At 66.2% G+C, this 18,489-nt stretch carries 17 protein-coding genes, 1 tRNA gene and 1 pseudogene; 9 read left to right on the plus strand and 10 right to left on the minus strand.

From position 1 onward, the window contains the following. Positions 1–123: 123 nt before the first annotated feature. The 5 genes from A5779_RS29645 to A5779_RS29665 all read right to left on the minus strand — a co-directional run bounded on the left by A5779_RS29645 (position 124) and on the right by A5779_RS29665 (position 5,228). Entirely contained in the window at positions 124–1,842 is a 1,719-nt protein-coding gene (locus A5779_RS29645; RefSeq protein ID WP_064887284.1) for a thiamine pyrophosphate-dependent enzyme, read from the minus strand. A gap of 20 nt (positions 1,843–1,862) precedes the next feature. Next, positions 1,863–3,461: an FMN-binding glutamate synthase family protein gene (locus tag A5779_RS29650; RefSeq protein ID WP_064887285.1), complete on the minus strand. Its 1,599-nt coding sequence runs from the start codon at positions 3,459–3,461 to the stop codon at positions 1,863–1,865. Positions 3,462–3,576: 115 nt separating this feature from the next. Further along, complete coding sequence (locus tag A5779_RS29655) at positions 3,577–3,972, minus strand: nitroreductase family deazaflavin-dependent oxidoreductase (protein WP_064887286.1); 396 nt, start codon at positions 3,970–3,972, stop codon at positions 3,577–3,579. 92 nt (positions 3,973–4,064) lie between these two features. Further along, positions 4,065–4,138, minus strand: a tRNA-Leu gene (locus A5779_RS29660). Positions 4,139–4,205: 67 nt separating this feature from the next. Then, the gene (locus A5779_RS29665; protein WP_236734922.1) at positions 4,206–5,228 is read right to left on the minus strand and encodes a zinc-dependent alcohol dehydrogenase family protein; all 1,023 of its coding nucleotides are present in this window, start codon (positions 5,226–5,228) and stop codon (positions 4,206–4,208) included. Between the two features lie 209 nt (positions 5,229–5,437). Here A5779_RS29665 and A5779_RS29670 point away from each other — a divergent pair, with 209 nt between their 5' ends. The 3 genes from A5779_RS29670 (at position 5,438) to A5779_RS29680 (ending at position 9,063) form a co-directional block, all read left to right on the plus strand. Beyond that, the gene (locus tag A5779_RS29670) at positions 5,438–5,767 is read left to right on the plus strand and encodes a nitroreductase family deazaflavin-dependent oxidoreductase (protein WP_064887287.1); all 330 of its coding nucleotides are present in this window, start codon (positions 5,438–5,440) and stop codon (positions 5,765–5,767) included. 102 nt (positions 5,768–5,869) lie between these two features. After that, positions 5,870–6,577 carry an ABC transporter ATP-binding protein gene (locus tag A5779_RS29675; protein WP_413784953.1) on the plus strand — a complete coding sequence of 236 codons (708 nt, stop codon included), beginning with the start codon at positions 5,870–5,872 and terminating at the stop codon, positions 6,575–6,577. Positions 6,578–6,666: 89 nt separating this feature from the next. Then, positions 6,667–9,063 carry an FtsX-like permease family protein gene (locus A5779_RS29680; protein WP_236734924.1) on the plus strand — a complete coding sequence of 799 codons (2,397 nt, stop codon included), beginning with the start codon at positions 6,667–6,669 and terminating at the stop codon, positions 9,061–9,063. Here the strand turns inward: A5779_RS29680 and A5779_RS29685 are convergent. The 4 genes from A5779_RS29685 to A5779_RS29700 form a co-directional block, all read right to left on the minus strand. Continuing rightward, positions 9,050–9,673: a class I SAM-dependent methyltransferase gene (locus tag A5779_RS29685; protein ID WP_064887289.1), complete on the minus strand. Its 624-nt coding sequence runs from the start codon at positions 9,671–9,673 to the stop codon at positions 9,050–9,052. The genes A5779_RS29680 and A5779_RS29685 overlap by 14 nt on opposite strands. Further along, on the minus strand, positions 9,670–10,242 hold the full coding sequence (locus A5779_RS29690) for a DUF4389 domain-containing protein (protein WP_064887297.1): 573 nt from the start codon (positions 10,240–10,242) through the stop codon (positions 9,670–9,672). The genes A5779_RS29685 and A5779_RS29690 overlap by 4 nt, the downstream gene beginning before the upstream one ends. Before the next feature lie 10 nt (positions 10,243–10,252). Next, a complete protein-coding gene (locus tag A5779_RS29695) occupies positions 10,253–11,449 on the minus strand; it encodes an FAD-dependent oxidoreductase (RefSeq protein WP_236734925.1) in 1,197 nt (398 codons plus the stop codon). Positions 11,450–11,514: 65 nt separating this feature from the next. Continuing rightward, positions 11,515–12,156: a type III PLP-dependent enzyme domain-containing protein gene (locus tag A5779_RS29700; RefSeq protein WP_236734923.1), complete on the minus strand. Its 642-nt coding sequence runs from the start codon at positions 12,154–12,156 to the stop codon at positions 11,515–11,517. Positions 12,157–12,497: 341 nt separating this feature from the next. On the opposite strand from A5779_RS29700, the gene A5779_RS33720 reads away from it, so the two are divergent. The 6 genes and pseudogenes from A5779_RS33720 to A5779_RS35005 all read left to right on the plus strand — a co-directional run. Next, positions 12,498–12,602, plus strand: coding sequence for a potassium-transporting ATPase (locus tag A5779_RS33720; protein WP_216622388.1), 105 nt, complete (start codon positions 12,498–12,500; stop codon positions 12,600–12,602). Further along, positions 12,599–12,688, plus strand: a complete 90-nt coding sequence (locus A5779_RS33725; RefSeq protein WP_019347277.1) for a potassium-transporting ATPase subunit F — start codon at positions 12,599–12,601, stop codon at positions 12,686–12,688. Before A5779_RS33720 ends, A5779_RS33725 begins: the two co-directional genes overlap by 4 nt. Then, a complete protein-coding gene (gene kdpA, locus A5779_RS29710) occupies positions 12,688–14,358 on the plus strand; it encodes a potassium-transporting ATPase subunit KdpA (RefSeq protein WP_064887292.1) in 1,671 nt (556 codons plus the stop codon). Before A5779_RS33725 ends, kdpA begins: the two co-directional genes overlap by 1 nt. A 121-nt stretch (positions 14,359–14,479) precedes the next feature. Next, on the plus strand, positions 14,480–16,522 hold the full coding sequence (gene kdpB / locus A5779_RS29715) for a potassium-transporting ATPase subunit KdpB (RefSeq protein WP_236734926.1): 2,043 nt from the start codon (positions 14,480–14,482) through the stop codon (positions 16,520–16,522). 1 nt (position 16,523) lies between these two features. Beyond that, the gene (locus A5779_RS29720) at positions 16,524–17,384 is read left to right on the plus strand and encodes a potassium-transporting ATPase subunit C (protein WP_064887294.1); all 861 of its coding nucleotides are present in this window, start codon (positions 16,524–16,526) and stop codon (positions 17,382–17,384) included. Positions 17,385–17,490: 106 nt separating this feature from the next. Further along, positions 17,491–18,000: pseudogene (locus A5779_RS35005) on the plus strand (histidine kinase); the annotation flags it as partial. A gap of 53 nt (positions 18,001–18,053) precedes the next feature. Here the strand turns inward: A5779_RS35005 and A5779_RS35010 are convergent. Further along, positions 18,054–18,383: an adenine nucleotide alpha hydrolase family protein gene (locus A5779_RS35010; RefSeq protein WP_413784954.1), complete on the minus strand. Its 330-nt coding sequence runs from the start codon at positions 18,381–18,383 to the stop codon at positions 18,054–18,056. Between the last annotated feature and the right edge of the window lie 106 nt (positions 18,384–18,489).

Here is an 18,489-nt window from a genome sequence, read left to right on the forward strand (position 1 = left end):
CACCCCGGCCGGCGTCAACAACATCGAGCGGTTGCTCGACAAGGGCTGAGCCTGCCTGCGAACCCAACGGCCGCCCGAGCACGGGTGGCCGTTGGTGTTGTGGCGGTCGGACTCGAACCGGCCTCATTCGCGGCTGTTGAGCGTCTCCTTGATCTTGGCGATGGCGAACCCCCAGCCTTGTTCGACGGTCGGCTTGGGCGGCACCGATATCTCGTCGGGATTCGTCCGGATGTCCAGTAGTGCCGGGCCTTCATGGGCCAGCGCGGTGGCGACTGCCGCGGCGACGTCATCCGGACGAGTGACGAGCTGAGCGTGTAGACCCATGGCGGTGGCGACTGCGGCGATGTCGGGGTTGTCCAGCTGGGTACCGTACTCGGGCAATCCGCTCTGCTCCTGTTCGAGTTTCACCATGCCCAGTCGGTTGTTGTTGAAGACGACGAATGTCGCGGGCAGTGAATAGGTGACCGCGGTACGCAGGTCACCCAGCAGCATCATCAGTCCCCCGTCGCCGCAGAATGCGATGACCTGTCGCCGGCGGTCCAGCGCCGCGGCACCAAGAGCCTGCGGCATCGCGTTGGCCATCGATCCGAGGTTGAAAGAGCCCAGAAGCCTTCGCCCTCGGCGCATCTCGACGAAACGCGACAGCCAGACCGCCGACATGCCCGTGTCGGTGGTGAAGATTGCATCGTCGGCGGCGGCCTCGTCGACGGCGGCTGCGACCAGTTCGGGCCGGATCAGCTCATCGGGGTTGTCGAGGTGCTTACGAATTCTCCCCAGCAGTTTGCGGTCGTGGTCGGGTTCGGCCAGTCGGCGTTGCGCAGCCCGCCACGTATCGAATTCGGCACGGTGATGATCCAGGAACTTCGTGCCCTCCCGGCGCTGCAGCTTTGGAAGCAGCTGGGCCAGAGTCCCTTTCGCATCGCCCACCAACGCGGCGCTGACCGGCAATCGTCGGCCGATGTGTTCGGGCCGGTGGTCGAGTTGCACGACTTTCTTGTCCTGGGGCAACCAGTCCCGGTACGGGAAATCGGTACCCACCAACAGGAGGGTGTCGGCTTGATGCAAGGCCAGATGGGCTGCAGGGTTACCGATCAGCCCGGACTGGCCGATCTGGTAAGGGTTCTCGCCTTCCAGCCCCTCCTTTCCTTTCATCGTGAGTACCATCGGTGCAGCCAGGGTCGAGGCGACCGACAGCACCTCCTCGCGGGCGTCACGGCCTCCGCATCCCACCAACATGGCGACGTTGCCCGGGGCGTTGAGGAGTGAGGCTGCCGCGTCGACATCATCTGGCGCCGCGACCTGGCCGGCGCGTGGAAACGCGAACGACGCCAGATAGTCGCCGGTCTCCTGGTCACCGATGTCGCCGGGCACCGTCAGTACGGCGACGCCGCGACGCGCCAGCGCCGAATTGACCGCCTGCTCCAGTAGAAACGGAAACTGAGCCGGCGCGGTAACCGTGGCGTGAAAGACCGCGACGTCAGCGAATACCGCGTCGTTGTCGATCTCCTGAAAGAAGCTGCTCCACATCTCCGAGGTGGGCACCTGGCCGCAGACAGCCAGAACTGGGGCGTGGGACTTCTTGGCGTCGTAAAGGCCGTTGAGCAGATGCAACGAACCCGGGCCTACGGTCCCCATACAGACACCGAGCGAGCCGGTCAGTTGGGCCTGTGCGCCTGCGGCGAACGCGGCGACCTCTTCGTGTCGGACGCCGATCCATTCCAGTTCTTCCTGGGTACGGATGGCATTCGTGATCGGGTTGAGCGCGTCACCGACTACCCCCCAAATCTGCCGGACCCCCAGTTCAGCGAGGGCCGATACAAGGGCGGAGGCAACGGTAGGCATGGCAATCCTTCCAGCAGATATCAAATACGTTGTGTCCCGACAGGTGCGAATGAATCCGGCTCCGCGGCTTCCCAGTCCGCCCGCCAGCTCTCCGGCGGTTCACTCAGGAGCACTTTGGTGGGCAGCCACTCGAACAACTCGGCGTAGGACCGCTGTTCGGTCGCGGACACGCGTTTCCGCAGCAGGTGAGGCGAAAGCTGGGCCGGGTCAGTGATGCCCATCGACGCCATCAGGCGCATCGCCTGCGCCACCGTCGCACGCTGATATCGGTACACCCGTTGGCTCTTGTCGGCGACGTCGAGCGCACGTGCCCGCCGCGGGTCCTGAGTGGCCACCCCGACCGGGCAGTGGTTCGTGTGGCAGCGCTGAGACTGGATGCAGCCGGTGGCCATCATCATCGAGCGGGCCGCATTGGTGTAGTCGGCACCTTGGATCAGTCGCTTGACGATGTCGGTGCCGGTGGCCACCTTGCCGCTGGCGCCCACTCGGATGGCATCACGCAGCCCGGTGCCGACGAGTGCGTTGTGGACCGTCATCAGACCGTCCGTGAGCGGCAAGCCGACATGGTCTTCGTATTCCAGAGGTGCGGCCGCAGTCCCGCCCTCGGCGCCGTCGACGAGGATGAAGTCCGGGGTGATGCCCTCGGCGAGCATCGCCTTGCAGATCGCCAGAATGTCGACTCGCGAGCCGACGCACAGCTTGAACCCCACCGGTTTTCCGTCGGCCAGTTCACGCAGCCGGGCGATGAACCCGATCAGTTCCCGTGGGGTGTGAAACGTCGAATGCGCTGCCGGGCTGACGCATTTCTGACCCGCCGGCACGCCGCGATAGCGGGCGATCTCGTCGCTGACCTTGGCAGCCGGCAATACTCCGCCCACGCCCGGCTTGGCGCCCTGACTCAACTTGATCGAGACGCACTTGACGGCGTTATGGGCGACCTTGTCGGCGAACTGATCCGGATCGAAGGCACCGTCACGCGTACGGGTGCCGAAGTAGCCAGAACCGATTTCCCACACCACGTCGGCGCCGCCCAGATGATAGGGCGTCAGCCCGCCTTCACCGGTGTCGTGAGCGAAACCGCCGAGCTTGGCACCATTGTTCAACGCGCGTAATGCATTACCCGACAGAGCACCGAAGCTCATCGACGAGATGTTCATCAATGCCATGTCGTAGGGGTGCCGGCAGTCCGGGCCGCCGATGCGTACCCGGAACGGTTCCAGAGGATCCTCGATCGGTGCCGTCGAGTGCACCAGGTACTCGTAGCCCTCGACGTGGATGTCGCGCTCAGTGCCGTAGGACAGCTCGGCGGCGGTGCCCTTGGCCCGTTCGTAGATCAGCGACCGCACGTCCCGATCGAACGGACGTCCGTCGAAGTTGCGCTCGATGAAGTACTGCTGCAGCTCGGGGCGCAGTGCCTCCAGCAGGTAACGCATATGCCCCACGACGGGATAGTTGCGCAGCACAGAGTGCCGCCGCTGGATGAGGTCATACCAGCCGACCACTGCGAGCAGCATCGTCAGCACGGCCAGGATCCACCAGCCCCACGACCCGATGACTGCCACCGCAGCCAGGATCGCCGCCAACACCGACAATGCCGCCACGGCGCCGAACCGGATCATTGCGGAGGCATACCCGCCGTCAGCGGATTTCAGGCCCGCCCTTGTGACCGCACAGCGAACCCACAGCCGAGATCCGCTTGCCTGGGGTGGGCGGCCGGTTCAGACTGCGGTGCGGTCAGCGCGCGGCACCCGCAATTGTCAACAGCAGAGCTGCCTCGTCGTAGGGAAATGCTCTGTAGAGCGGCCGGGAACTGGGTGTAACGAGGGCCGCGGCTTCGGCCTTGCTCACCACCCCACGGGTGGTGAGCGGTATGGCCCGTCCCCGCTTGTGCAGCACCGTTGGTCCGCCGGCCAGTACGTTCTTCAACCAGTCCGTCTGCTCGCCGTAGCCGATGAGGATGGCGTAGCCGTCGTGGGTCTTGAACACCAAAAGGGGCGTTCGATACCGGCTGCCCGACTTCCGCCCGACATGCTCGAGCGTCCCGAGGTTCGGAAGCCACGGTGTGATCGCGCGAGCCAGCGGATTGGTCACATGCTTGTTGAAATGTGCGATTCGCCGAGGGACGCGCATTCTCGGAGTCTAGGTGTTGATCCAGGTCGATGACTGGCCACGGCTCGGTCAGCTCGGCCGTTACACAGGCGGTTCATCCGCAGCGATATCAGTGCCCCCAGTCGGACTCGAACCGACACTGTGCGGATTTTAAGTCCGCTGCCTCTGCCAATTGGGCTATGGGGGCGTCGCAGGAGAGCATATTTCAGGTCGGTTCACCCTCATCAGACCGCCCCGAGTACCCGAAGCGGCGATCACCCCAGCTCGACGACGATCTTGCCGAACGGACCGCGATCGAGATGGTCCAGCGCCGCCGATAGCTCGTGGAATGGATAGCGCGCACCGATTACGGGTTTCGTCGCCGTACTGTCGATGGCGCTGACCAACTCGCTGAGTGCGCGCCGATGCCCGGTGCCGATCCCGTGAATTGTGATGTCTTTCATCAGGATTGGCATGACCGGAGTGGATACTTCGAACCCGTCGAGCGCGCCGATGAGATGGATGTGGCCACCGACCGCGGCGACTTGGGCCGCCTTGCCGAGATGCGCTCCTCCGACGAGCTCCAGCACCTGGTCCACACCGCGGTCGCCGGTGATGGCGAGGATCGTTTCGGCCCAGTCGGCGCTGCGCCGGTCTACGACATGATCGGCGCCCAGCTGTAAGACTCGGTCCAGTTTGTCTGCACTGCCCGACACGATGACCTCGGCGCCGTGCATTTTCGCAATCTGCACGCCGAACAAGGCGACGCCGCCGGTGCCTTCGACCAGCACCACGTCGCCGGCCCGCACATGTCCGCGCTCCACCAGCGCGAACCAGGCCGTGAGTCCGGCGACCGGCAGCGTGCTGGCCTCTGCCGGCGACAGGGTCCGCGGAGCCCGGACCACCCAATCCTGCGGCAGCGCGACGTATTCGGCGAGCACTCCGGGGTAGAACCCACCGAGCGTCCAGTACGAGGGCGTCCGCGCATCACCTGCCCGGGCCCCGTCGAGCCAGTCCGGAGTGAATACCGAGATCACCTGATCGTCGACGGCGAATCTGGTCACCGAGTCTCCGGCCGCGACGACCGTCCCGGCGAGATCGGACCCCGGGGTGAAGGGGAATTCCAGCGGCAAGCCCCGACCGGTTTCGATCACCATCTTGTCGCGATGGTTCAAGGAAACCGCGGCCACCTTGATCAATATCTCGTCGGGACCCGGCTGCGGAACGTCCACCTCACGCAACTGGAGCGCGTCGCGACCAATCCCGCCCATCTCCCACCGCCGCATGATTTCAGCCATGAGCCGCTGCAACCGGGGCAAACACCCGCATATTCCCGCGGAAGCTGAGCCGAGTGCCTCGGCCACGACCTGCGCAGGAGGGGTTGCGCAGGTTTGGTTGAATGTGTCCCAGGGGTGGGACAGCGAGGGGGCCGCATATGCCGAGCAGTATCGCGAATTCGATTGCCGTAGTTGCCGAACGGATCGCGGCAACACTTGGACCTCGGGCGATGCGGGTGATCGCCCGCTTCAACAAGTACGTCACCAATCCGCTGCAACGGCTGTGGGCGCCGTGGCTGCCCTACATGGCCGTCATCGAGCACACCGGCCGTAAGTCGGGCAAGCCGTACCGGGCCCCGGTCATGGCGTTCGTCGACAGCAAGTCCGTCAGGGTCGTGCTGAATTACGGCGAGCACTCGGATTGGGTGCGCAATGTCCGGGCTGCGGGCGCCGCTGAAGTGGTCCATCGTGGTCGGCGCTACCTGCTGACCAATCCCCGCATCATCCCGGCGAGCGACCAGAAGGCTCGGTTGGTCGCCACGTTGGCGCCGCGAGTCTGAAGTTGTGTGCGAGTTTCGGCCAAAATCTCGCACATAAGTTCAGGTTCGGCGATCCCTCCGCCGGGCGTAGGCTGCGCATATCCCGACTCACGGGAGGCTGCGATGCCCGAACTGGCCATCGAACTGCGCGACGTCGTGCGCGAGTACAAGGTCGGCGGCCAGACGGTGCGTGCCCTCGACGAGATCACCTTGCACCTCAACGGCGGGCAGTTCGTGTCGATCATCGGCCCCTCCGGTGCAGGTAAGAGCACGTTGCTGCACCTGCTGGGCGCGTTGGACTCCCCCGATTCCGGCTCGATCACCTTCGACGGCGAAGAGATCGGGCGCCTGGGCGACGAGCAGCAGTCGGCCTTCCGCCACCACCGGGTGGGGTTCGTGTTCCAGTTCTTCAACCTGCTGCCCACCTTGTCGGCCTGGGAGAACGTGGCCGTCCCGAAGCTGCTCGACGGGGTCCGGCTCGGCAAGGTCAAACCACAGGCCGTGGAGCTGCTGGACCGCGTCGGCCTGGGCAACCGGACCGAGCACCGCCCATCTGAGCTGTCCGGCGGCCAGATGCAGCGCGTCGCGGTGGCCCGGGCCATGATGATGGACCCGCCGCTGATCCTCGCTGACGAACCGACGGGCAATCTGGACTCGACGACGGGTGCGGCGATCCTGACCCTGCTGGGCGAGGTCGCCCACGAGGAGGGCCTGGGTCGGCTGGTGGTGATGGTGACCCACAACGCCGAGGCCGCGGCAGCCACCGACCGGGTGATCACCCTGCAGGACGGCCGGCTCGGCTCCGACGAGATGTCGGTGGTGCCGGGGTGAGACTCGCGGCCGCAGCTAGTCGGCTCCGAGTGTTCAGCCTGCGCGAACTGATCGTGCACCGGCGGCGCACCCTCGCCTCTATCGCCGTAATGGCCGTGTCGGCAATGTATCTCGTGGCGATCCTCGGCATCTTCGGGTCGATCACCGGCTCGGTGAACCGGCTCGCGGACGGCGTCGCCGGCATCGCCGCGCTGGAGGTCTCGGGTGTCACCGACGCGGGGTTTCCCGAGTCGGTGGCGGCCGATGTCGCCAAGGTTCCCGGCGTCGCGACCGCCGCCCCGATGATCCGGATGCCCGCGCCCACCGCGACCGAACCGGTCCTGCTGTTCGGTGCCGACGACCGCAGCCGCGCGCTGGAAGGCGCCCTCAAAGATGCGGTCGGTGTCCAAGTTCAAGCCCCCACCGCAGCCGAGGGTGTCCGCGTCGGGCCTGCCGTCGGGCACGCGAAGGGCGAGACGTTCCAACTGGGCTCGGGCTCGGTCACCGTCTCCGAAGTCCTTGAGGGCAAGCAGCTCGCCGATCTCAACGGCGGTCACTATGTGCTGGCCCCACTCCCGTTGGCGCAGAAGGTCACCGGCAGACTGGGTCAGCTCGACTCGATCCTGATCACCACGACACCGGGCGCTGACCTCGCCACGGTGCGAGATCAGGTCACCGCGGCGGTGAACGGCCGGGCCTTGGTCGCCGCCCCGAGTTCGCGGGCGGCCCGCGCCGGTGACGGCGTCAAGTTGATGAACTACATGGCGTTGATGGGTGCGGCGGTCGCGCTGGTGGTCGGAGCGTTCCTGATCTACACCACGATGACGATGGCGATAGCCCAACGCCGCCCGGTCATCTCGATGCTGCGGGCCATCGGCGGCCGACGCGCGACCATCGTCCGCGACATGCTGGCCGAGGCCACGATCCTCGGGCTGATCGGCGGCAGCATCGGCTCACTGCTGGGAATTGTGTTGGGTCGCCTGGCAATCGGCCGGCTGCCACCGACCATGACCCAGGGTCTCGAAGCGCGCATCGAGTACTGGCTGCCCGGCTACGCGATCCCGGTGGCCATCGCCGCCACGGCGCTCACGAGTGTGGCGGCGTCGGCGATGGCGGCGCGGCAGGTGTACAAGGTCTCGCCGATCGAGGCGCTGGCCCCGGTCGGGGTATCGGCGGCGGACAACGTGCCGCGCTGGCTGCGCATCGTCACCGGCCTCGCGGCGATAGCGGTGCTGGCCGCGTCGGTCCTGATCGTGTTCTACCAACCGGGTTCGGTCGCATTCGTGGCGATCGCGGCACTGTTCACCGCGCAGATCGCGCTCGGCTTCGCGCTCGCCGGCCCCATCGTCAGAGCCACGGCCGCGGTGGCGCGCCTGTTCGGATCGGCCGGTGCACTGGGTGCGGCGACCGTCGAGCGGGCACCACGGCGCGTGTGGGCCACGGTGATGACCGTGCTGATCGCCGTCGTGACGACCGTGGTGATCACCGGCACGAACAACGACATGATCCGCTCGGCCCGCGATGTCTTCGCCCCGGTCGCCGACGTGGACGTCTGGGTGAGTGCCAACCCGCCCGACGAGTACGCCACCGGCCTTCTGCCGCAAGGTCTTACCCAGAATGTCACCGAGGTGCCCGGAGTCGCGAACGTCACCGAAGGTGCCCTGGGCTTCGCCGTCGTCGGCGGTACCCGCGTCATGCTCGACGGCTTCGCCCCCGGCAGCCACGACGCCCTCTTCCGTGCCCTCGACGACCAGACCCGCAACGACGTGCTCGCCGGTCGTGGTGTGGTGCTCTCCCAGAATCTGGGCAAGACGCTCGATGTCCGCGTCGGCGACGACCTGCAGCTGCAGACACCGCACGGCCCCCAACAGGCGAAGGTACTGGCCCTGGTGCCCTACTTCTCGACGGTGATCGGCACGGTCGGGATGGGGCTGGACCAGATGCGCACCTGGTTCGACCGACCGGGGTCGACGACGTTACAGGTCACCGCCGTCAAGGGAACAGATCCCGATCGCCTGCTGGCCAACGTGAGTCACGTCGTGCCCGCGCCCAATCACGCCTATGACGGCCGGACGGCTCTGGCCGGTCTCGAAGCACCGCTGCACCAGAGCATGCTGATCGCCAATGCGGTGTGGATCATCGTGGTGTTCGTCGCCGCCGTCGCGCTGTTGAACACCCTGACCCTTTCGGTGCTCGAACGGCGCCGCGAGATCGGGGTGCTGCGGGCGATGGGATCCAGCCGCCGCTACACGTTGGCCATGGTGCTGGCCGAGGCAGCCGCCATCGGCATCGTGGGAGGCATTCTGGGACTGCTCGTCGGGCTCGTCGATCAATGGCTGTTCAGCCTCGTCAGCGGCGACATCATGAACTTCAACGTCACGTTCCGGCCGAGTCCGATGGCGCTGGTGTTCACCCTCGGTGCGCTGGCGATCAGCCTGCTGGGCTCACTACCACCGGCGCGACGGGCCGCGCGGCTCAACATCATCGAGGCCGTCAGCGTCGAATAGTCGCGACCCCCTGCAGATGTGGTGTGCACGGCGGCGGCACCAGCGTCCGCAGGGTACTGCGCAGCCCACTGGTGTCGAACCCGGCCGCGGCGATGGCGTCGACGGTGCGGCGGTTCGGTTCGCACCCCGATGACAGCCATGCCCACGGCCTGGCGATCAGGTCCTGGAACCGCCCCATCAGGCCCTCGCCGCGAACATGCTCCAGCACCACCAACCGGCCATCGGGCGTCAGCACGCGCCGGATCTCACCGAGCGTGGCCGCCACGTCGTCGACCGAACACAACACCAGTCCGACATGGACCGAATCGAAACTGTTGTCCGGAAACGGAATCGACTCCCCCGCCCCGTCGACGACATCGACCTCGACGCCGTGCCGCCGGGCCAGGGCACGCGCCATCCGCCGCATCGCCGGCTCCGGCTCCACCGCGGCGACCGACGTCACCGCCCCCGGGAGGAACAGCAGATCGGTCCCCGGCCCGACGCCGACCATCAACAACCGCCCCGTCGCATGGCTCATCGCCGACCGCCGGTAACGGCGGTAGAACAGCCTGTCGAATATCGGCATACCGAGCCGATACACGTACGGGAACAACGGATTACGGTGCTTCAATACTTACTGCCCAGATCCAATCGGAAGGGTGGATATTCGTCGCTCATCAACGACACGTACACGGCCACACGGTAACGCCACCGGACCATCCCCATCAGAAGATCGAACATGTCTTCCGACACCGTCCCCCGGGCCAACAGCCGCACCGCGGAGATGACGCACAGTACTTGCAGCGGCGCTTCCATCGCCCAGCACATGATGATCTGCGGCAGCGCCAGCAGCCACCACTTGACCAGCACCGCCCCTCGGGACAGCTGCTCGGGATAGGAAACCTCGAGATCGCCGGGATAGTCGGGATCAGCTTTGAGGGTGAACGGTGGATATTGGTCGGTGGTGTTCATCGGGAAGCGGTAGTTCATCACCCGCCACGACCACCGCAGCACGCCGACATTGAAGTCGAACAGGGGCCGCGGGTACCGGCCGGTGAACAGGATCGTGACACCCGCGGCAAGCGTCACCAGCGGGTACACCAGGTAGAGGCCGATCAGGATCGGATAGTGCGGCACCGCCAGGACGCACCATTTGACCAGCCACAGCCGGCTCGACGGCGCATCGATCGCGCCGCGCACGTGTACCACCTCAGCAGGCATGTTCATCCCTGCCGGTGATCGTCGTCGCGGCCAGGTCCCGGTCGATTCCCGCGGCCATCCGGCGGTGGCTCACCACCCGCAGGAACGTCGCCAACACCCAGGTCATCATCCGGTTCGGAACCAACGCGGCGGGCCGCAGCACGGCCTCGCCGTGCGACACCTGCAGCGAGGCGACCCGGGACACCGCGGCGACCCGACGGCGGCGAGTGTTCTCGTACCAGCGCAGGGCACCGGCGAGATCGCCGTGGGCGCCGTGCTGGAAATCCGAAACCGCCTTGCACAACACCATCGTGTCGAGAAGTGCCTGGTTGGTCCCCTGCGCGAGCGTTGGTGGCATCGTGTGGGCCGCATCGCCCAACAACGTCAACGCACCACGGCCCGGCCCGGGGATCGGATGGCGGAAATGCGGATAGGGCGAACGCGCCAGATCATCGTCGGTCAATGCCGCAAGTACCCGGTCGACCAGTTCGGACCATCCGGTGAAATTGGCACGGATCACTCCGATCGGGCTCTCCGGCCTGACGAAGTCCGGCGACCATGGCAGGTCGAACCACCACTGCACCTCGGTGTCTCCGGCCGGCCAGAGGCCGAGGTTCCCGTGCTCGCCGACGATGACGAAGGCGACGTGCCGATCAGCCTCATCCGGAAGCGCGGCCAGCCCTTGCCAGCTGCACCAGCCCGTCGGCTCCGCGTGCGGTGCGCCCACGATCTCGCGGATCTTCGAGTGCAGGCCGTCCGCGCCGATCACCAGATCGCCGTCCACACAACTGCCGTCGGCGAAATCGAGGCGAACACCGTGGCTGCCGTTCGCGACGCCGACCACCTGCGTGTTGCACCGAATCCGTTCAGCCGGAAACCCTTCCAGCAGCCGTTCGAGTAGAATCCGGCGCGGGACCATCCGGACCGGCGCACCCATCCGGCTCACGATCGCGGCCACGTCGAGGGTGGTCATCGGGCGCCCCGTCGAGGTCACCACCCGGACGGTGGCCAACTCCTGGCCGGCACCGTCCATGTCGACCCCGAGCTGCCGCAGCACCGATTCGCCGTTCGACCAGATGGTGACGGCACCACCGCCGGCCCGCACCTCGGGGCGCTGCTCGAACACCGTGACGTCATGCCCGTCGCGCAGCAATCCGCGGGCGATGGAGATACCCCCGACCCCGGCACCGACAACGAGCACCTTCAGCGACGCTTGCGGCGCTGACTGGACGTGGTGCCGGCCCTGGGGCCGTTTTGGGCCCACGGCTCAATTTATGTCCGATGCAGGTCCGCTGTACAGGGTTGCCGCCTCGTTCCCGCAGGCTGGGCCGTCACCATGGCGACGGGTCGTGGAAAACGCAACGTCGCACAGGCGTCGTCGAGGGTCTGGTCGATCAGCTCGGCCAGCTCCGACAGCCCTCCCGGTGTCTCGTCGACGGCGAATCCGTCCCCGGAGATCGCGACCCGGGTCAGCACGATGCTGTGCGCACGCCGGATCTGGGCCATCTCCGCCAGCATGTCACCCATCGCGGCCGGATAACTGACGAAAGCGTCCTCGCCGGAGCCGATTTCACACGCGAGCCCGACGAGATCCAGACGTCGGCCCGCCACCACCGCGTCGACCACCTTGTCATCGGCCACCCGCGTCATCCCCACCAGCACCCGTTGCCTGCGGTGTGCCACGGTGGCCGACACGAGCAGGTCGACCTGGTCGGTCGTCGTCACGACGATCCGTCCCACCCCGAGATTGGCTGTGCAGAACACCAATTCGTCGGCGGTCATCCGGTCGGCGTACACGATGAGAAACATCGGGTGGATACCCACACCGATCGCGGTGATCAGGTCTGCCCCGGTGCGGACCTCGACGGCGAGTCCGTGATCACGCGCCCGCTTGGCAACTCTAGAGTCAGCCAAAGCTGTTGCTGGTAGGGATAGCTCGACCACACCCAATGATCGAAGTCCGATCGGCAGCGTCACTGAAACCTCTTCTGCAAGGCGCCCCGGCCGGTTGCCACGGGCGTACAGCTCGAGACTCCGCCGCCGCCTGGGAGCGCACCAGCGTCTTTGCGGGCCCTTGACAGGCACAGTGGGAACTTTGACGCCGCGTTGACGCCAAGCCCTGAGAATCCGGGTCTTCGTGAACGAAGTCCGTTAAGGACTGCGCCGCGGCCGTAAAGAAAGCGTCAAGGCCCCGTTCGTGGCATCTGCCTGGGCAGATCCTGGGGCAGGCCACCGAAATCCGGAGGCCCGTAAACGTGTCTTCGAACGGAGACGGCATGTCTGTCCTGCTTTATTTGGCGCTGACAGTGGCGATCTTTGCGCTGCTGGGTCTGGTGCAGAAGTTGGTCGAGGGACTGTGAGCTACGAAAACGTCGTCGGCCTGGGCCTGGCCATTCTGATCGCGCTGTTCCTCTTCGCGGCGCTGTTGTTTCCGGAAAGGTTCTAGTGACTACTACAACCGCGGGGATCGTCTTCCTCGTCGTCCTCATCGCCGCGGTGGCGGCGGTCCACGTGCCGCTCGGCGACTACATGTACCGCGTGTACACGTCGGACAAGCATTCGCGCGTGGAGCGCGTCATCTACCGCCTGATCGGCGCCGATCCGAAGGCCGAGCAGACCTGGGGGGCGTATGCCCGCAGCGTGCTGGCGTTCTCCGCGATCAGCATCCTGTTCCTGTTCGTCTTGCAGCTGGTGCAGGGCAAGCTGCCGCTGCATCTCAACGATCCGGGCACTCCGATGACACCGGCGCTGGCCTGGAACACCGCCGTCAGCTTCGTCACCAACACGAACTGGCAGGCCTATTCCGGTGAATCGACCCAGGGCCACCTGGTGCAGATGGCCGGCCTGGCGGTGCAGAACTTCGTGTCCGCCGCGATCGGCATGGCCGTCGCGATGGCCTTCGTCCGGGGTCTGGTCCGGCGTAATACGGGTGAGCTCGGCAACTTCTGGGTCGACCTGGTGCGCGGCAATCTCCGTATCCTGCTGCCAATTTCGATCGTCGGCGCGCTGATCCTGGTCGGCGGCGGCGCCATTCAGAACTTCGCGCTGCACACCGAGGTCGTCAACACCCTCGTCGGCGGCACCCAGACCATCCCGGGTGGCCCGGTCGCCAGCCAGGAAGTCATCAAACTGCTCGGCACCAACGGCGGCGGCTTCTTCAACGCCAACTCGGCGCACCCGTTCGAGAACCCCACCACGTGGACCAACTGGGTGGAGATCTTCCTGATCCTGATGATCCCGTTCTCGTTGCCGCGCACCTTCGGCCGGATGGTCGGCAGCCCCAAACAAGGTCTGGCGATCGCCTCGGCGATGGCGGTGATCGCGACGACCAGCGTCAGCCTGATGATGCTGTTCCAGCTGCAGGCCCACGGCACCGTCCCCACCGCTGCGGGTGCAGCGATGGAAGGTGTCGAGCAGCGATTCGGTATCGCCAACTCGGCGGTGTTCGCGGATGCGACGACGCTGACATCGACCGGCGCCGTGGACTCGTTCCACGACTCGTACACCAGCCTCGGCGGCATGATCACGATGTTCAACATGCAACTCGGTGAGGTGGCTCCCGGCGGCGTCGGCTCCGGTCTGTACGGCATGTTGGTTCTCGCGATACTCACGGTGTTCGTCGCGGGCCTGATGGTCGGCCGCACCCCGGAATATCTGGGCAAGAAGATCACCCCGCGGGAGATCAAGCTCGCCGCAACGTATTTCCTGATCACACCGTTGCTCGTGTTGACCGGGACGGCGGTGGCCATGGCCATGCCGGGCCAACGTGCGGCCATGCTGAACACCGGTCCGCACGGCCTGTCGGAAGTGCTGTACGCGTTCACGTCGGCTGCCAACAACAACGGTTCCGCGTTCGCGGGCATCAGCGTCAACACCGAGTGGTACAACACCGCGCTCGGCCTGGCGATGGTGTTCGGCCGCTTCCTGCCGATCATCTTCGTGCTGGCACTGGCCGGATCGCTGGCCCGCCAGGGCAAGACACCCGAATCCGTCGGCACCCTACCCACCCATCGACCCCAGTTCGTCGGCATGGTCGCCGGCGTCACCCTGATTCTGGTCGCCCTCACCTTCTTGCCCATGCTCGCGCTCGGGCCCCTTGCTGAAGGAATTCACTGATATGCCAAGCGTTAACCCATCCCCCGTTGCCGAGCGTCACGCCAGAGTGGCGTCCGCGGCCGGGAGCCACTCCAGCGTGACAAAGAAGACCCGAATCCAGGGCGGTCTGCTGGACCCGAAGATGCTGTGGAAATCGACGCCCGACGCGCTGCGCAAGCTCGACCCGCGCACGCTGTGGCGCAACCCGGTGATGTTCATCGTCGAGATCGGCGCTGTCTGGAGCACGATCCTGGCGGTCCTCAACCCGTCCTGGTTCGCCGGCTTGATCGTGGTCTGGCTGTGGCTCACGGTGATCTTCGCCAATCTGGCCGAGGCCGTCGCCGAGGGGCGCGGCAAGGCCCAGGCGGAGTCGCTGCGCAAGACCAAGACCTCCACGATGGCGCGGCGCCTGACCGCCTCTGGCGCCGAAGAAGAGGTCGCCGCACCGCTGCTGCAGCAGGGCGACGTCGTGGTGGTCGAGGCCGGGCAGGTGATTCCCGGCGACGGCGATGTCGTGGAAGGCATTGCCTCGGTGGACGAATCGGCGATCACCGGTGAATCGGCACCCGTCATCCGCGAGTCCGGCGGAGATCGGAGCGCCGTCACCGGCGGCACCACGGTGCTGTCCGACCGCATCGTCGTCCAGATCACCCAGAAGCCCGGCGAGAGCTTCATCGACCGGATGATCAACCTCGTCGAGGGCGCCAACCGGCAGAAGACCCCCAACGAGGTCGCGCTCAACATCCTGCTGGCCTCGCTGACGATCATCTTCGTCTTCGCCGTCGCCACCCTGCAGCCACTGGCCATCTTCTCCAAGGCCAACAACCCCGGCGTCGCAGACACCCTGGCACTCAACGGGAGTGGCATCTCGGGCATCGTCATGGTGTCGCTGCTGGTGTGCCTGATCCCGACCACGATCGGCGCGCTGCTCTCGGCGATCGGCATCGCCGGCATGGACCGACTCGTGCAGCGCAACGTGCTGGCCATGTCCGGCCGCGCCGTCGAGGCCGCCGGTGACGTCAACACCCTGCTGCTCGACAAGACCGGCACCATCACCCTCGGCAACCGCCAGGCCGCCGCGTTCGTGCCACTGTCCGGCGTCACACCCGAGCAACTCGCCGACGCGGCACAGCTGTCCAGCCTCGCCGACGAAACCCCTGAAGGCCGTTCGATCGTGGTGTTCGCCAAGCAGGAATTCGGGTTACGCGGCCGCACCCCCGGTGAGCTCGACAAGGCGCACTGGGTCGAATTCAGTGCCAACACCCGGATGTCGGGCGTCGACCTGTCCGGTGACCATCGCCTGCGCAAGGGCGCCACAGGTGCGGTCGCCGAATGGATTCGCTCCGAAGGCGGCGAGGTCCCGACCCAACTCGGCGACATCGTCGACGGGATCTCCGCCGCCGGTGGCACCCCGCTGGCCGTCGGTCACGTGGTCGATGGAAAAGCCCAAGTGCTGGGCGTCATCCATCTCAAGGACGTCGTCAAGCAGGGCATGCGGGAACGCTTCGACGAGATGCGCCGCATGGGCATCCGCACAGTGATGATCACCGGCGACAATCCGTTGACGGCCAAGGCCATTGCCGACGAGGCAGGTGTCGACGACTTCCTTGCCGAGGCCACGCCCGAGGACAAGATGGCGCTGATCAAGAAGGAGCAGGCCGGCGGCAAGCTCGTCGCGATGACCGGCGACGGCACCAACGACGCCCCCGCCCTGGCCCAGGCCGATGTCGGTGTCGCGATGAACAGCGGCACCTCGGCGGCCAAAGAGGCCGGCAACATGGTCGATCTCGACTCCGACCCGACCAAGCTCATCGAGATCGTCGAGATCGGCAAGCAGTTGCTGATCACCCGCGGAGCGTTGACGACGTTCTCGATCGCCAACGACATCGCGAAGTACTTCGCGATCATCCCGGCGTTGTTCGTGGCCCTGTTCCCCGGCCTGGATCTGCTCAACGTCATGCGGCTGCACAGCCCGCAATCGGCGATCCTGTCCGCGGTGATCTTCAACGCGATCATCATCGTGGCGCTGATCCCGTTGGCGCTCAAGGGTGTCCGATACACCCCGAGCAGCGCGTCCAAGCTGTTGAGCCGCAACCTCTACGTCTACGGCCTCGGCGGCATCATCGCGCCGTTCATCGGTATCAAGCTGATCGACCTCGTCGTCCAACTCTTCCCGGGAATGTGACATGAAATTCTCCAACCTGCTCCGCCAACATGCCGCGGCCCTGCGGGCGCTGTTGGTACTCACCGTGATCCTGGGGATCGGCTATCCGGTCTTCATCTGGCTGGTGGCCCAGATCCCCGGCCTGCGCGACAAAGCCGACGGGTCATTGATAGAGGCGAACGGAAAACCGGTGGGCAGCAGCCTGATCGGTCAGTCCTTCACCGACACCGACGGCAATGCGCTGCCGCGGTACTTCCAGAGCCGGCCGTCGATGGCCGGCGACGGGTACGACCCGATGGCCACCAGCGCGAGCAACCTCGGCCCGGAAAGCATTGTCGACCAACCCGACAAGCCCAGCCTGCTCACCCAGGTGTGCACGCGCAGCGCGGCCATCGGCAAGCTCGACGGTGTCGACGGCGCTCGCCCGTTCTGCACCGGAGGCGGTGTCGGCGCAGTGTTGTCGGTGATCGGACCGCGGGATGCCCGCGGAAACGTCGTTCACCCGACGAAGGTGGTCAGTGTCAACGAGCCCTGCGATACGACGAAGACGCCATTCCTGAACGCCTATGACGGTGTGCGCGTCGAATGCGCCAAAGTCGGTGAGGACTACAGCCTCGGCCTGATCGTGCCGATCCGTGGCAGCGTGCCCGCCGATCCCGCGGTACCGGCCGATGCCGTCACCGCCAGCGGCAGCGGCCTGGACCCGAACATCTCGGTGGCCTACGCCGATCTGCAGGTGAACCGGGTGGCCAGGGCCCGCGGTCTCAACCCCGATCTGGTGCGGGCGATGGTGGCCCAGCACACCGACGGGCGCACCCTGGGCTTCTTCGGCGAACCGCGGGTCAACGTGCTCGAACTCAACATCGCCCTCGACGCGCTGTAGGCGCGAGGATGATGGTCTTGTGAGTACGTCGGCGTCCAGTCCCACCAAACGCGGTGAGCTGCGCATATATCTGGGTGCGGCGCCCGGCGTGGGGAAGACTTTCGCGATGCTCGGCGAGGCGCACCGCCGTCTCGAACGCGGCACCGACGTCGTCGCCGCGGTGGTCGAGACCCACGGGCGCAAGAAAACCGCCGATCTGATCGACGGCATCGAGATCATCCCGCCGCGCTACGTCGAGTATCGGGGAGGCACCTTTCCCGAACTCGACGTGGCCGCGGTGCTGGCCCGCAACCCGCAGGTGGTGCTGGTCGACGAACTCGCCCACACCAACACCCCGGGGAGCAAGAACCCCAAACGCTGGCAAGACGTCGAGGAACTGCTGGCCGCCGGGATCACCGTGATCTCGACGGTCAACGTGCAGCACCTGGAAAGCCTCAACGACGTGGTCACCCAGATCACCGGAATCGAGCAGCAGGAGAAGGTTCCCGACGAGATCGTCCGGGCGGCCGACCAGATCGAGCTCGTCGACATCACCCCGGAGGCACTGCGGCGCAGGCTGTCCCACGGCAACGTGTACGCGCCCGAACGTGTCGACGCCGCTCTGTCAAACTATTTCCGGCGCGGAAATCTCACCGCGCTGAGGGAATTGGCCCTGCTCTGGCTGGCCGATCAGGTCGACGCCGCGCTGGCCAAGTACCGCGCCGACAACAAGATCACCGACACGTGGGAGGCCCGCGAACGCGTCGTCGTCGCCGTCACCGGCGGTGCCGAGTCCGAAACCCTGGTGCGCAGGGCCTCGCGCATCGCCTCGAAGTCCAGGAGTGCGGCCGGTACGTCGTCGCCGACGACGGTGTGCACGGTGGCGCCCAGGCTGGCGGCCAGCTCCCGGACCTTCCCCATCTGCGGCGCCGAGACACCCGAAAGTCCGTCTCCGCGAACGACGTGGACCACCATCAGCTCGGCGCTGGACTTCGAGGCGATGCGCGAGGCCCTGCGCACCAGGGTTTCGGACTCGGCACCGCCGGTGACGGCGACGACGTACCGGCCGCACTCCTGGATTTCGCCCGCGAACGCAACGCCACCCAGTTGGTGCTCGGCACCTCGC

The organism is Mycolicibacterium peregrinum (assembly GCF_001665625.1).
Taxonomy (GTDB): domain Bacteria; phylum Actinomycetota; class Actinomycetes; order Mycobacteriales; family Mycobacteriaceae; genus Mycobacterium; species Mycobacterium peregrinum_B.